Origin of the sequence: Elstera litoralis (assembly GCF_000963705.1) — a bacterium.
In the GTDB taxonomy this organism is placed as follows: domain Bacteria; phylum Pseudomonadota; class Alphaproteobacteria; order Elsterales; family Elsteraceae; genus Elstera; species Elstera litoralis.
In genome coordinates this window covers 1-12,446 of the sequence record NZ_LAJY01000300.1, presented here as the reverse complement: position 1 = coordinate 12,446, position 12,446 = coordinate 1, and the positions used below count along the sequence as shown (strand labels likewise).

The window sequence follows — 12,446 nt, the reverse complement described above, 5'->3', positions numbered from 1 at the left end:
TCTAATCAAATCTCGCTCAATATTAACAGCCTCTTCAATTGCAGACAGCGCATCGTCCAGATAGCCAAGATTAGCAAGACATATACTCATGTTATTTAATGAGGTAGCGAAGGTTGGTAACAGCCCCTCTCGCCCTCCGCGAATTAATGACCTTAGAATCTCAACTGACTCGTCAATCGCGGTCAGTGCCTTTTCAACCTCACCTAAGCGCGTCAAATGTATTGTTAAATTTGTTAAATTTCCTGCTCGATACGCCTTGTCCTCAGCTTGGTTTGCCAAAATTGTTTGCAACTTCAGCAGCAAAGCGCAGGCACCAAAATACCCTTTCACGAGAAACTCCCTCGAACGCCCGCGCGCGCCCCGGTTCCCGCCTCACACACGCCACCAGCGCGTCTTCGAGCGCGTGGCCGCCCCCGTCACGCAGCGCGATGCTAAAGAGATCGAACAGAACCCGTTCCAGCCGCCCGGTAAGGGCTGCGCACTGGTGCGGAGGGCGGCGTAAAGCCAATCCGGCAGTTCCTTCCGCCCCTGGGGGAGTTTCGTGGGGAAGAGCGCTCGATTGAGGAAGGCGGCGGCCAGGGCGTCGGGCTCCAGGCGGAGCAAGCGGCCCTGCTGCCACCAGGGGCTCTCGGCCAAACGCTCGAAATAATCGGCCTTTACGGCAGCCCCAACCCCGAGGTCGATCAAATCGCCGATTTGGTCTTGGGTGAGCCCATCGGCGAGGACCCCGAGCGCCAGGAGGGCAATGAGCCCCTCCTTTCCCAAACCGATGGCCTCGGAGGCGGGCCTGACCCGGTCAAATTCACGCAGGACCAGGGAGGTCAGCACCTCGGCCCCCGTTTGGCCGAAGGCTTTGGCCGGGTCGAGCACCGCCTGCACCGCCGCCGCCGCCGCATAGAGCGGCAAACGGTGCTTCTCCTCCTGTGCGAGCCAGGCCCGGACGCGGGACGGGTCAAACACCGCCTGGGAAAGGCCTTTCACCCCCGCTGGCCCGGCAACGGCGCGGAACTGGTGCGCGGCTTCCGCAATCAGCGCTTCCGCCTCCTCAACCGTTAAGGCTGGGGCGCGGCAATCGCCTGCCCGCCAAAACGCCCGCCCAAATGGGTCGCTTGCTCAATCCATTGGTCATAGGGGCGGCGGGAGAGGAACAGAACGCGCAGGGGATGCGTGGTTTCGGCCAGATCGGCGAGCCTATCCAGCAGCGCTTTCGTGCGCTCCGGCTGCTCTTCGGGGTAATCGACGATCAGCAGCACGCCCTTGGGATTGGCCGGAAAATAGAATTCTGTGGTATTGCGCGGCAGAAACCCCGCCGTCCAGCCCTCGTTGCGGAGGATTTTCGCGACTTCGGCGGCCAGCCGGGTTTTTCCGGCCCCGCCCTCCCCGTGAATCAGCCGGGCGAGCGCCGCGTTTCGGGAGCCCCGTGCCCAGTTGAGGATTTTTTCCTGCGCCTCGGCGCGCCCATAGAGCGTTTCGACCAGCCGGAAATCCCAGCGCAGCAGGCTGAAGCTATTCGGCGCGCCCGCTTCGATTGCATCGGGCAGGTTCGACCAGACGAGACTCGGCGCACTCTCGGGAACGTCGCGCTGCCCGACGAAGGCGACGCTATCACGGGTAATGTAATAATGGATGTTCACATCGCGCCCGACCGACGAGCCGTCCAAGACTGCGCCCACCGCTGCGGTAGAGGCCGGGCCGGGCTCCCCTACCGCTGCGTTTTTCCCACGGTAATCTGATCGAACGAGACATCGCCGCTAAGCTTAGCCTCTTCGATGCGCACCCCCGTGCCCTCTTCGACGCTCAGCGTTCCCACGCGAAAATTGACCGCTTCCAACTTGCGAATATCGACGCCAACGGGGGCCGGATGCTCCCGCCGCAGATGATCGAGAAGCGCCTGCGCCAGGGGTTCAAGCGCGGCAAGCTCGGTCGCAGGACGCTCCTCAAGACTTTCCTGAAGAACCATCTGCCGCCCTTTAGACTGCGGCTGTTGCTCCAAAGCCGCCAGACTATCCGCCGCCCAGGGCATTTGTGCTTTCAGGGCCTTGTAAGCATCCTTCACGGCTTCGCCGACCGTGGCTTTGCCGATTGCATCAAGCCCCCAGAGGAGCACGGGAAGAAGCTCGAGGCCGCTCATTCTTCACCCTTAGAACGAATTTATCGCGGCACTGTACCATCATTTGTTCAGGGCTTTATCAACAAAAAAGCCCGCCCCCGATATCTCGCGGGGACGGGCAGAGACCCTGCTGTGGGATCGGGAATCGCTATCCGGCAGGGGTTCCGCGTTAGAACTTATAGCCAATCCCAATCCCGACGATCCACGGGTCGATATCCACCTTCGCCGTGGTCGGAATGGCTTTTGCCGCCGACACATGGGCCGTGGTCTTCAGGAAGATTTTCTTCACGTCGAGGTTGGCGTACCAATTGCCGGTGATATTCACGTCCACCCCGGCTTGTAGGGCGTAGCCGAAATTATCGTCGTAGCGAACGCCCGAATGCTGCGAGCCGTTTTTCGCGTCGTAGAAAATCGTATAGTTGATACCCGCGCCAACGTAAGGGTTGATGCGCTCGTTCGGCAGGAAGTGCCATTGCGCCGTCAGCGTCGGCGGCAGCAGGCGGACGGTGCCGAGGTGCGTGTCGCCGACGATGGAGCTTTTATCGGTAACGCTGTGGCGCGTAGTGCCCGCGATTAACTCCAGCGAAAAATTCGGCGTGATGAAGTAGGAGAAATCGACTTCGGGGATAAAATCATTGCTGATGTCGATCTTGCCGCCCACTGGCGCGCTGACCTTGCTGGACACATCCGGCAGCACGCCGAGGCCGCGCACGCGCACCATGAAATCGCCCGCCTTAAACGTTGCCGGCGCCGGATCGGCGGCCTGTGCCCCGGTCGTCCCGAGAAGAAGAAGCGTAAGCGCGGCCGCTGTGGTGAAACCCGATTGACGTGCCATCGTATGAACCCCTGTTTCGATGGTGACGCAGGCCCGTGGCAGGCCCGCTCGATGGGGGCAGACTAGGCCTTGGTTCGGCAGCGGCATTGACTTGTATCAAGAAGAACTATCGCCCCCCCGGGGGCGGCTATTCGTCGCGCTCGACGGTGAGGGTGACGGAATCGGCGACCATCCGGGCCTGATTGACGCTAATCGGACGGCCCAACAGATCGCAATCCACCCCCGCCGTCACGATCAACGGACGCCCCCGGCTGAGATCGAGCTGCTTTGCCTCGGCGGCCGAGCAGAGGCGCGCGTTGATCCGGGTCGAGGCGCGCAGATAATCCTCGATCCCCGCGCAGCGCAGCGCCTCGGTGATCGAACCAAGACGGAGAAAATCCTCGCCGATGGCCGGAAACCGCTCGGTCGGAAAATAATGATCGTTCAGGCAGGTCAAGCGCCCCTCTACCCGCGTCCGGTAACTAAGCCACTGCACCGAGGCCGAGAAAGGAAGCCTTAGGGCGCGGCCAACGGCGCGGGGGGCGGGAATCGTTTCGACGCGCACCTCCTCCCGTTCCGGTCGCCGCCCCTGCCGCACGAGATTATCGGTGAGGCGCGTGCGCGGGCCGACGCGATACTCAAGCCCAGCATCGCGCAAAAATACGCCCCTTCCCTGGTGCGAAACCACGATGCCGAGATCGGCCAAATGCCCAATCGCCTGGCGCACCGTATGGCGGTTGACGGAAAAGCGCGCCGCCAGCACAACCTCGGTCGGCAACCGCCCGCCATTATCGAACAGACCGCTGCGAATATCCTGTTGCAAGGTCTCGGCGATTTTCTGCCATACTGCCTGCCGCACGCTGCTACCGCCCTTCTGTGAATCAATCGCCTCTCACGAGCATAGCGGTCTTCGGAACAAAGGTTCTAGATAAATGACGCACTTATCCAGGATCGATCCCACAATGATCCTGACAAATCTGCGCTTATGCCTGCCGCAAGAGGTCGTCCACGGCACGATTACCGTTGAGAACGGTCAGATTACCGGCCTCGACGCGGGCGTCAGCCGCGCCTCTGGCGCGCTGGATTGCGACGGCGACTATCTGTTGCCGGGGCTGATCGAGCTGCATACCGATAATCTCGAAAAGCATTTTTCGCCCCGCCCCGGCGTGCTCTGGCCCGCGCTTGCCGCCGTCCTCAGCCATGATGCACAGATGGCGGGCAGCGGGATTACCACCGTGCTCGATGCTTTGGCGCTGGGGGACGTGCGCGAAGGCTCGGAGCGCGTGCGCAGTCTGAAGACGATGGCCGACGCCATTCTCGCCGCCCGCGCCGACGATCTGACCCGCGCCGAACATTTCCTGCACTTGCGCTGCGAAATCTCCTATCCCGATTTGATGGATCTGGTCGAGCAGTTGGCGACGCCCGATGTGGTGAAACTGGTCTCGATCATGGATCACACGCCAGGGCAGCGGCAGTTCACCGATCTTGAAACGTACCGACATTTCTATAAGAAAAAAATTCGGCCTATCCAACGCAGAGATGCAAGCGTTCGAAGCCGAAACCATCGCTCGGCAGACCCGCTACGCCGCCCCGCAGCGCGCCGCCGTGGTCGCCGCCGCGCAACGCCTCGGGCTGCCGCTCGCCAGTCACGACGACGCGAAGCCGGAGCATGTTGCCGAAGCCGCCGCCGAGGGCATGTGCATCGCCGAGTTCCCGACGACGCTGGAAGCCGCCGACCTATCCCGCAAGGCCGGAATGAAGCTGCTGATGGGGGCACCGAACCTCGTGCGCGGCGGCTCCCACTCCGGCAATATCGCCGCCTCCGATCTGGCGGCGCGCGGCTGGCTGGATATTCTCTCCTCCGATTATATGCCGGTCAGCCTGCTGCAAGCCGTCTTCCTGCTCGCCCCGACCGACGCTGAGCTTCCGGCAGCCGCTGCCACCGCCACGGCAACCCCGGCAGAAGCCGTGGGCCTAACGGATCGCGGACGCTTGGAAATCGGCAAACGCGCCGACCTATTGCGCGTCCGTCTACACCGTCGCGAGGGCGCGCCGCCGCTGCCCATCGTTCAAGGCGTCTGGCGCGCCGGGCGGCGGGTGGCATGAGCCCCTACCGCGTCGCGCTCTACTGGACCCCGCCCGAAGGCCAACCGCTCACCGAGCTTGCCGCCCGCTGGTTGGGCCGCGACGCGCGCGGGCGCTGGGTGCCGCCGCTCAAACTGGGGTTGGAGGAAGCGGCATGGGAGGCGATCACCGACGCGCCGCGCCGCTATGGGTTTCATGCGACGCTGAAAGCGCCGTTCCGGCCCGCTGCGGGGGTTGGCCTGCCGGAAATTGAACGCGCGACGGAAGCCCTCGCGCAAAGCCTGTCGCCGGTGCCGCTCGATCTCGCGGTGCAAAGCCTCGGATCGTTCCTCGCCCTCTGCCCGATCAACCCGCCAGATGCGCTATCGGCACTCGCGGGCCGCTGTGTCGAGGCGCTCGATCCCTTACGCGCGCCGCTGACCGAGGCCGAAATCGCCAAACGCGGGCCGAACCTCTCACCCCGCCAAGCCGACTATCTGCGGCGTTGGGGCTATCCTTATGTTTTCAATGAATTCCGCCTGCATCTGACCCTGACGGGATCACTGCCCGAGCCCGCGCGGGCGGATGCGCTGACCCGATTGAGCAACGCCTTTACGCCACACCTCGGCACGCCACAGACACTTTCTGATCTCAGCCTATTCCTCGAAGCCGAAGCGGGCGCGCCTTTGACGCTGCACCGCAGCTTTCCCCTTGTGCAGGTTTGAGGAGCGGCCATGAAACAAGCGCTTCTCGTCGTCGACGTTCAGCCGAGCTTTGCACCGCCGCCCTTCCTGATCGCCGGAATCAACCGTCTCCTCCCCACTATGGCCTCGGTTGCGACCGTAGAACGGCACGACGAGAGCCGGACACCGTTTCGGGCGCAGTTGAACTGGTCTCCGGCGGCGGACGATATCTCCCTGGTGGCGACCGACCGGGTGTTTATCAAGCATGGCTATGCGCCGACGCCCGAAACAATCGCCTATCTTGCCAGCTTGGCGGTGGAGCGGGTGCTGGTCTGCGGCATCCAGGCCGATACTTGCGTGCTGGCCGCCGGGTTCGCGCTGTTCGATGCGGGGCTCTATCCTACAATTATCGCCGATCTGGTCGTCGGCTCCTCACTCGACCGATCGGGCGCGCTGGGCGTTCAACTCTGGCGGCATCATTTCGGCGCGGTGGTGGAGCGGCATGAAATGCTGCTATCGACGTAGGGCGAAGAACCGGCGCAGCATCTCCGCCGCCTCCCGTTCCCGGAACCCGCCGTAGACCTCGGGCCGGTGCAGGCAGGTCGGCTGGTCGAACAGGCGTGCGCCATGCTCCACCGCCCCGCCTTTCGGATCGTAAGCGGCGAAATAGACGCGGCGAAGGCGGAAATGGCTGATCGCCCCGGCGCACATCGGGCAGGGCTCCAGCGTCACATACAGATCGCAGCCGGTGAGGCGGGGCGAACCCAGCGCCTCGGCGGCAGCGCGCAAGGCGATAAGCTCGGCATGGGCGGAGGCATCCGCCCATTCTTCGGTGCGGTTGCCCGCAGCGGCCAGAATTTGCCCCTCCGGCCCCACCACTACCGCGCCAACGGGCACTTCGCCGCGCGCCGAGGCGGCTTCGGCTTCAGCGAAGGCCCGGTCCCAATAGGCGGACGAAATCACCGCTTATTGCGCGGTCCAGCCGCCATCCATCGGCAGGGTCACGCCGGTCATTTGGTCGGCGGCCGACGAGCAGAGAAACACGGCGAGCGCGCCCAATTGGTCGGTTTCGGCAAAAGCCATCGACGGTTGCTTTTCACCGAGCAGCTTCTTGCGCGCGTCGTCCACCGAAATACCCTCGGCTGCTGCGCGCGCGTCGATCTGCTTTTGCACCAGCGGCGTCGCGACCCAACCGGGGGCGATGGCGTTGCAGGTGATCCCCTTGCCCGCGTTTTCGAGCGCAACCACCTTCGTCAACCCGACGATGCCGTGTTTGGCGGCCACATAAGCAATCTTATGGGTCGAGCCAACGAGCCCGTGGACGGACGCCGTATTGATGATCCGGCCCCAACCGGCAGCCTGCATCGCCGGAAGCGCCAGGCGGATCGCATGGAAAGCGCTGGACAGGTTAATCGCGATAACAGCGTCCCACTTATCGACCGGAAAATCCTGCGTCGGCGCGGTAAACTGAATACCCGCGTTATTGACGAGAATATCGACCCGGCCAAATTTAGCCGCCGCCGTTGCCATCATATCTTCAATATCGGCGACGCGCGATAAATCGGCCCCGTGATAATCGACTTGAACCTTATAAGTGGTTTCGATGTGCGTGCGCAGCGCGGCGATATCGTCGGCTGGGCCGAAGCCGTTGAGGACGATATTCGCCCCGGCTTCCGCCAATTTTAGGGCCATGCCCTGCCCAATCCCGCTGGTGGACCCCGTTACCAGGGCGGTCTTTCCCGTCAACATGCGTATCACACTCCTTTATCAAGCAGTTGTCGCAGCATAGCGTTCGGCCTAATCTTGCGCCATGACGAAGAAACCTTCCCGGCCGCTTATCGGCCTGACCCTCGATTCCGAACCTGCGGGCGGCTGGGCCAAGCAACCTTGGTACGCCATTCGGCAGAATTATTGCGACGCGATTGCGGCGGCGGGGGGCCTGCCCGTCTGCCTGCCGCACGAGCCCGACCTTGCGCTGGCCTATCTCGACCATATCCAGGGCGTCGTCGTGACCGGCGGGGCCTTCGATGTGGACCCGAGCCTGTTCGGCGCGACCGTGAAGCACGCGACCGTGACCACCAAGGACCGGCGCACGGCTTTTGAACTCGCGCTGATGCGCGGCCTGCTGGCGAAGGATCTGCCGGTCTTGGGCATCTGCGGCGGCCAGCAGCTTCTTGCGGTGGCTCTCGGCGGCACACTGGTGCAGCATCTGCCCGATGAAATCCCCTCGGATATTCCGCACGAACAGCCCAACCCGCGCACCGAAGCCGGGCATGAGGTGATCGTCGCCGCCGATACCCTCCTGCACCGCATCGTCGGGCAGGAGCGGATTCCGGTGAACAGCGCCCATCATCAGGCGGTGAAAGCCGTGCCCGCGTCGATTGTGGTGAACGCCAGCGCGCCCGATGGGGTGATCGAGGGGATTGAAGACCCGGCCCGGCGCTTCTGCCTCGGGGTGCAGTGGCACCCGGAATATCATATCTCGCCGGCAGACCGCGCCATTTTCAACGCCCTCATCGCGGCGTCCGCAGCATGAGTGACGATCTGAAGCCGCCCGCCCCGAAAAAAGCCGCCGCGCCCAAAGAGGCAATTCTGAAAGAAGAGGGCGAACGTATCGCCAAACGCATCGCCCGCGCGGGCATCTGCTCGCGCCGCGACGCCGAACGGATGATCGAGGAAAAGCGCGTTTCCGTGAACGGCAAACTGCTCGACAGCCCCGCCTGCGTGGTGACGGCGGCCGACCGTATTACCGTCGATGGTGTGGCGCTGCCGGAAAAAGAACCGACGCGGCTATGGCGTTATAATAAGCCCGCCGGGCTCGTCACCACCCACCGCGACCCCGAAGGCCGCCCGACCCTCTTCGAAAAACTACCGGCGGATATGCCGCGCGTCATTTCCATCGGGCGGCTCGATCTCACCTCGGAAGGCCTGCTGTTGCTCACCAACGACGGCGAGCTTGCCCGGCGCTTGGAACTGCCCAGCACCGGCTGGATTCGCCGCTACCGCGTGCGCGTCAATGGCGATGTCGATGAAGCCGCCCTCGCGGCGCTGGCCGATGGCGTTACCGTCGAAGGCGTGCGCTATGGCCCCATCGAAGCCGTGCTGGAAAAGCGCCAGGGCCTCGCGAACGCCTGGCTGACGGTTAGCATCACGGAAGGCAAGAACCGCGAAATCCGCCGCGTCATGGCCCATCTCGGCTACCGGGTGAACCGGCTGATCCGCATTGCCTATGGGCCGTTCCAACTGGGGTATCTCATCGAAGGCCAGGTGGAGGAAATCCCCGCCCGCATTCTGCGCGAGCAACTGGGCCGCAACGATAAGGCCCCGCGCGTGCCGCAACCGCTGAGCCCCAGCCCGGCTATGATCGTTCGTAAACGCGCGGAACGACGGGTGGAAGAAGCCCCGCGCGACGGCGACGAGCGCCCAGGGAACGAGCGTACCGGCGGGATGAACTGGGAAGAGAAGAAGAAGGCGATGGCCAAAGCCGCCGCCGCGCGCGGATCGGCCGCACGGGCAGCGACTAAAACCGGGGGCAAGCCAGGGGGAAACCCAGCGCCGGCAAACCCGGCGGGCCGGTCGTCCCAGCGGCGGCAAGCCCGCAGGGGCAAGCCGGGGCCGCGTCGCCCCTCGGGCCGGGATCGCTAAGGAGACCACGCCATGCGGATTATCGGCGGCCAATGGCGCGGGCGGCGGTTGCTCGCGCCGACCGGCAAAGACGTGCGCCCGACGGCGGACCGCACGCGGGAGGCTTTGTTCAATATCCTCGCCCACGCGTCCCTGGACCAAGCCCCGCTCGGCGGCTCGGTATGGCTCGATGTGTTTTGCGGCACCGGCGCGGTCGGGCTCGAAGCCCTGTCGCGCGGGGCGGAAACCTGCCTGTTCGTCGACCGGGACGTCAGCTTCGCGCGGGCGAATTTCACCGCGCTCGGGGCCTCCCCCGCCGTAGTCCAGGGCGACGCCACGAAGCTCGGTCCACGCACCCTCGCGCGCCCGGCCGATTTTGCCTATCTCGACCCACCCTATGGCCGCGACCTGCTCAGCCCAGCGTTAGAGAGTTTACGCGCGGGCGATTGGCTCGCCCCGCAGGCGCTGGTGATTTTGGAAAGCGCGGCGGGTGAAGATATTTCCCTGCCCGTGCCGTTTAAGCTGCACGATAGCCGCGTCTATGGGGCCGCGAGACTTTGGTTTGCCGGGCTCTAATCCTGATAGGGAGTGAAAAATGCACAGCGAACATACCGGATCGGGCGCGATTGAATATCCCGTCCAAAAGCAACTCGAAGCCTATAACGCCCGCGATATCGACGCTTTCATGGAATGGTGGGCGGAGGATTGCCAATGCTTCCTGTTCCCGAGCCAACTCATCGCCCAAGGAACGTTGGAAATCCGTGCGCGCTACGTGGCCCGCTTTGAGGAGCCGAACCTGCACGCCGAAATTCTCGCGCGCATGATCGTCGGGAACCTCGTCATCGACCACGAGCATATCACCCGAACCTTCCCGAACGGGCCGGGCGAGATCGATACGATTGCCATGTATGAAATCGACGACGGGAAGATCGTGAAGGCGTGGTTCAAAATGGGCGAACCTCGGCTGCACAGCCGCTGAGCCCAAAAACAAAAACGCGGCCCGTTGCGGGGCCGCGTTTTCCGTTTCCAGCAGGGCTGAAAAGCTTACTTCACCGTATCGGTGTAGTATTTGATCGCCGCGACGTTTTTTCGCGTCCTTGCAGCCCAGCGAGTAGGCCTGAACGCGCGCATCGCCACGGGTCTTGGTTTCAGCCGACAAGATCGCGCCAACCGTCAGGTCCGAAGCGGCGGCAGCGGCGATGAGGCCGACTTTGTTTTCCTGGGCTTGCGGCAGCGTGCCGGTGCAGATCCCGGCGACTTGCGCGCCTTCGTGGATCTTCTTGAATTCAGCCGACTGCGCGAAGGCACCCGAAGCAACGGTGGCCAGCAAAGCGGTAGCAGCAGCAATTTGGATCATGGCGCGCATTGATACACCCTATTCGTTATGGGTTGAAAGCTCGGTGAGACCCAACGGGCAGCCCTCGCCCTTTCAACCGGACTAATTCCATAACGCCTTAATAGCCCGAACGGTTCCCATCGTAAAGCGGCAAACGTGTAATAACAGGCAATTGCGCTGGCCGCTGTTGCCGCTATGCTGCACCCCCGTTGCCCCCCCGATGCACGCGGTGCGTCAAACGCACCCGAGGTTACAGGATGAAGCCGCTCAATCCCCTCTTTGCCGGTCTTGGCACAACGATTTTCGAAGTGATGTCCGGCCTTGCCCGCGAGCATCACGCTATTAATCTGGGCCAGGGGTTCCCCGACGGAAACGGTAGCCCGGAGATTGTTGCGAAAGCGCAAGAAGCACTAGCTGATAAGCCGAATCAATATCCACCGATGCTCGGGCTACCTGAATTGCGCCAAGCGGTCGCCGCCCACGGACAGCACTTTTTCGGTGTCGCGGCCGATTGGCAGACGCAAGTGATCGTCACCTCCGGGGCCACCGAAGCGCTGGCCGCCAGCCTGATCGGTCTGATCGCGCCGGGCGACGAAGTGGTGATGTTCGAGCCGATGTACGATTCCTACCTGCCCATCGTCCGGCAGGCGGGGGGCGTGCCGAAGCTGGTGCGCCTGACGCCGCCCCATTGGGCGGTGCCGGAAGCCGAGTTGCGCGCCGCTTTTGGGCCGAAAACCAAGCTTATTCTGTTCAACTCCCCCCATAATCCGGTCGGCAAAGTCTTTTCCGCCGCCGAATTGGCGCTGATTGCCGAGCTGTGCCGCACGCACGATGCGCTCGCGGTGTGCGATGAGGTCTATGAGCATCTGGTCTTCGACGGCGCGACGCATCGCTCGATCATGGCCGAACCCGGCATGGCCGAACGGTCGGTACGCATCGGCTCGGCGGGCAAAACCTTCTCGCTGACCGGCTGGAAGGTGGGCTATATCACCGCCGCGCCCGCGCTAATGCCGATCATTGCTAAAGTGCATCAATTTTTAACCTTCACGACGCCGCCCAATCTACAAGCCGCCGTGGCCTGGGGGCTGGCGCAGGAGGGTGACTTCTTCAGCACGCTCGGACGCGAAATGCAGCGCAAGCGTGACCTGCTGGCGGCGGGGCTAACGCGCCTCGGCTTTGCCGTGCAGCCTTCCGCCGGAACCTATTTCCTCACCGTCGATATTCGCAGCATCGGTTATTTCGGAAGCGATACAGATTTTTGCCAACGTTTGACCGTCGAAGCTGGGGTTGCGGCGATTCCCGTCGGGGCGTTCTACGATGGCGGGCTCAACACGCCCTATGTGCGTTTCTGCTTCTGCAAAGACGATAGCACGCTGATCGGCGCGCTGGACCGGCTGGAGCCCTATTTGAAAAAGGTGAATGGCGCGTGGTAATTAAACTCAACCTTGCAGATGCTTTTGGTGCCTGGGAGCGCGGCGACGCGCCGACCGCCCGCAATATCGTCCGCATGGTGTTGCGCGAAACCCCGAAGCTCGCGGGCGCCCATTATCTGCAAGGGCTGCTGTATTTGGGTGAGGGCCAGCCGAGCAAGGCGGTACAGGCGCTGAAAAATGCCGCGCTCTATGGGCCGGATTCCCCGGCGCTGCGCCTCGCGATGGGCCGTGCCTATGCCTTGGGCGGCGCGGGCGCGCAGGCGGAGGAACAGTTTCGCAAAGCCCTCACCCTCGCCCCGGCCTGCCCGCCGCGCTGTGGTCGCTGGCCGATGTGCTGATGAAGGCCGCGCGCGGCGACGAGGCCGAACCGCTGCTCCTCAGC

The 12,446-nt window shown here is 63.4% G+C and carries 18 protein-coding genes and 1 pseudogene; 11 read left to right on the top strand and 8 right to left on the bottom strand.

All coding sequences use genetic code 11. From position 1 onward, the window contains the following. The 6 genes from VZ95_RS24150 to phnF all read right to left on the bottom strand — a co-directional run. Positions 1-330: tetratricopeptide repeat protein (locus tag VZ95_RS24150; RefSeq protein ID WP_156995265.1), on the bottom strand; the 330-nt coding region annotated here is incomplete at its 3' end. Between the two features lie 42 nt (positions 331-372). Continuing rightward, positions 373-981 (bottom strand): hypothetical protein, encoded by a 609-nt coding sequence (locus VZ95_RS12170; RefSeq protein WP_156995264.1) that lies wholly within the window; start codon positions 979-981, stop codon positions 373-375. A gap of 71 nt (positions 982-1,052) precedes the next feature. Continuing rightward, positions 1,053-1,673: an ATP-binding protein gene (locus tag VZ95_RS12165; RefSeq protein WP_045776079.1), complete on the bottom strand. Its 621-nt coding sequence runs from the start codon at positions 1,671-1,673 to the stop codon at positions 1,053-1,055. A 29-nt stretch (positions 1,674-1,702) separates the two neighbouring features. Then, positions 1,703-2,131 carry a hypothetical protein gene (locus VZ95_RS12160; RefSeq protein WP_045776078.1) on the bottom strand — a complete coding sequence of 143 codons (429 nt, stop codon included), beginning with the start codon at positions 2,129-2,131 and terminating at the stop codon, positions 1,703-1,705. Between the two features lie 148 nt (positions 2,132-2,279). Further along, the gene (locus VZ95_RS12155) at positions 2,280-2,945 is read right to left on the bottom strand and encodes an OmpW/AlkL family protein (protein ID WP_045776077.1); all 666 of its coding nucleotides are present in this window, start codon (positions 2,943-2,945) and stop codon (positions 2,280-2,282) included. A 127-nt stretch (positions 2,946-3,072) separates the two neighbouring features. Continuing rightward, positions 3,073-3,783: a phosphonate metabolism transcriptional regulator PhnF gene (phnF, locus tag VZ95_RS12150; RefSeq protein WP_052711722.1), complete on the bottom strand. Its 711-nt coding sequence runs from the start codon at positions 3,781-3,783 to the stop codon at positions 3,073-3,075. Between the two features lie 73 nt (positions 3,784-3,856). On the opposite strand from phnF, the pseudogene VZ95_RS27180 reads away from it, so the two are divergent. The 4 genes and pseudogenes from VZ95_RS27180 to VZ95_RS12135 all read left to right on the top strand — a co-directional run. Further along, positions 3,857-4,420, top strand: a pseudogene (locus VZ95_RS27180) (alpha-D-ribose 1-methylphosphonate 5-triphosphate diphosphatase); the annotation flags it as partial. A gap of 43 nt (positions 4,421-4,463) precedes the next feature. Further along, positions 4,464-5,030 (top strand): amidohydrolase family protein, encoded by a 567-nt coding sequence (locus VZ95_RS27175; protein ID WP_232302640.1) that lies wholly within the window; start codon positions 4,464-4,466, stop codon positions 5,028-5,030. Next, on the top strand, positions 5,027-5,713 hold the full coding sequence (locus VZ95_RS12140) for a DUF1045 domain-containing protein (RefSeq protein WP_045776075.1): 687 nt from the start codon (positions 5,027-5,029) through the stop codon (positions 5,711-5,713). The genes VZ95_RS27175 and VZ95_RS12140 overlap by 4 nt, the downstream gene beginning before the upstream one ends. 9 nt (positions 5,714-5,722) lie before the next feature. Continuing rightward, complete coding sequence (locus VZ95_RS12135) at positions 5,723-6,196, top strand: cysteine hydrolase family protein (RefSeq protein ID WP_045776074.1); 474 nt, start codon at positions 5,723-5,725, stop codon at positions 6,194-6,196. On the opposite strand, the gene VZ95_RS12130 is transcribed toward VZ95_RS12135, so the two are convergent. Next, positions 6,185-6,634, bottom strand: a complete 450-nt coding sequence (locus VZ95_RS12130; RefSeq protein ID WP_045776073.1) for a nucleoside deaminase — start codon at positions 6,632-6,634, stop codon at positions 6,185-6,187. The two genes, VZ95_RS12135 and VZ95_RS12130, sit on opposite strands and share 12 nt — an antisense overlap. Before the next feature lie 3 nt (positions 6,635-6,637). After that, positions 6,638-7,420, bottom strand: coding sequence for a 3-hydroxybutyrate dehydrogenase (locus VZ95_RS12125; protein WP_045776072.1), 783 nt, complete (start codon positions 7,418-7,420; stop codon positions 6,638-6,640). Positions 7,421-7,481: 61 nt separating this feature from the next. Between VZ95_RS12125 and VZ95_RS12120 the strand changes: the two genes are divergently transcribed. From VZ95_RS12120 to VZ95_RS12090, 7 genes are all read left to right on the top strand, one after another. After that, positions 7,482-8,207, top strand: a complete 726-nt coding sequence (locus VZ95_RS12120) for a gamma-glutamyl-gamma-aminobutyrate hydrolase family protein (protein WP_045776071.1) — start codon at positions 7,482-7,484, stop codon at positions 8,205-8,207. Further along, positions 8,204-9,316, top strand: coding sequence for a pseudouridine synthase (locus VZ95_RS23065; protein WP_084627752.1), 1,113 nt, complete (start codon positions 8,204-8,206; stop codon positions 9,314-9,316). Before VZ95_RS12120 ends, VZ95_RS23065 begins: the two co-directional genes overlap by 4 nt. A 12-nt stretch (positions 9,317-9,328) precedes the next feature. Further along, positions 9,329-9,871: a 16S rRNA (guanine(966)-N(2))-methyltransferase RsmD gene (gene rsmD / locus VZ95_RS12110; RefSeq protein WP_045776070.1), complete on the top strand. Its 543-nt coding sequence runs from the start codon at positions 9,329-9,331 to the stop codon at positions 9,869-9,871. A gap of 19 nt (positions 9,872-9,890) precedes the next feature. After that, a complete protein-coding gene (locus VZ95_RS12105; protein WP_045776069.1) occupies positions 9,891-10,274 on the top strand; it encodes a nuclear transport factor 2 family protein in 384 nt (127 codons plus the stop codon). A 90-nt stretch (positions 10,275-10,364) separates the two neighbouring features. Next, positions 10,365-10,664, top strand: a complete 300-nt coding sequence (locus tag VZ95_RS12100) for a hypothetical protein (protein ID WP_045776068.1) — start codon at positions 10,365-10,367, stop codon at positions 10,662-10,664. Positions 10,665-10,888: 224 nt separating this feature from the next. Further along, positions 10,889-12,064: an aminotransferase gene (locus VZ95_RS12095; RefSeq protein ID WP_045776067.1), complete on the top strand. Its 1,176-nt coding sequence runs from the start codon at positions 10,889-10,891 to the stop codon at positions 12,062-12,064. Beyond that, positions 12,058-12,402, top strand: coding sequence for a tetratricopeptide repeat protein (locus VZ95_RS12090; RefSeq protein ID WP_045776066.1), 345 nt, complete (start codon positions 12,058-12,060; stop codon positions 12,400-12,402). Before VZ95_RS12095 ends, VZ95_RS12090 begins: the two co-directional genes overlap by 7 nt. The last annotated feature ends 44 nt before the right edge of the window (positions 12,403-12,446 follow it).

What these genes read in the sequence shown, in the direction of transcription:
- VZ95_RS12160 (WP_045776078.1), bottom strand. Translation starts at nt 2,131, where the DNA reads ATGAGCGGCCTCGAGCTTCTTCCCGTGCTCCTCTGGGGGCTTGATGCA.
- VZ95_RS12155 (WP_045776077.1), bottom strand. Translation starts at nt 2,945, where the DNA reads ATGGCACGTCAATCGGGTTTCACCACAGCGGCCGCGCTTACGCTTCTT.
- VZ95_RS27175 (WP_232302640.1), top strand. Translation starts at nt 4,464, where the DNA reads ATGCAAGCGTTCGAAGCCGAAACCATCGCTCGGCAGACCCGCTACGCC.
- VZ95_RS12140 (WP_045776075.1), top strand. Translation starts at nt 5,027, where the DNA reads ATGAGCCCCTACCGCGTCGCGCTCTACTGGACCCCGCCCGAAGGCCAA.
- VZ95_RS12135 (WP_045776074.1), top strand. Translation starts at nt 5,723, where the DNA reads ATGAAACAAGCGCTTCTCGTCGTCGACGTTCAGCCGAGCTTTGCACCG.
- VZ95_RS12125 (WP_045776072.1), bottom strand. Translation starts at nt 7,420, where the DNA reads ATGTTGACGGGAAAGACCGCCCTGGTAACGGGGTCCACCAGCGGGATT.
- VZ95_RS12120 (WP_045776071.1), top strand. Translation starts at nt 7,482, where the DNA reads ATGACGAAGAAACCTTCCCGGCCGCTTATCGGCCTGACCCTCGATTCC.
- VZ95_RS23065 (WP_084627752.1), top strand. Translation starts at nt 8,204, where the DNA reads ATGAGTGACGATCTGAAGCCGCCCGCCCCGAAAAAAGCCGCCGCGCCC.
- rsmD (WP_045776070.1), top strand. Translation starts at nt 9,329, where the DNA reads ATGCGGATTATCGGCGGCCAATGGCGCGGGCGGCGGTTGCTCGCGCCG.
- VZ95_RS12105 (WP_045776069.1), top strand. Translation starts at nt 9,891, where the DNA reads ATGCACAGCGAACATACCGGATCGGGCGCGATTGAATATCCCGTCCAA.
- VZ95_RS12095 (WP_045776067.1), top strand. Translation starts at nt 10,889, where the DNA reads ATGAAGCCGCTCAATCCCCTCTTTGCCGGTCTTGGCACAACGATTTTC.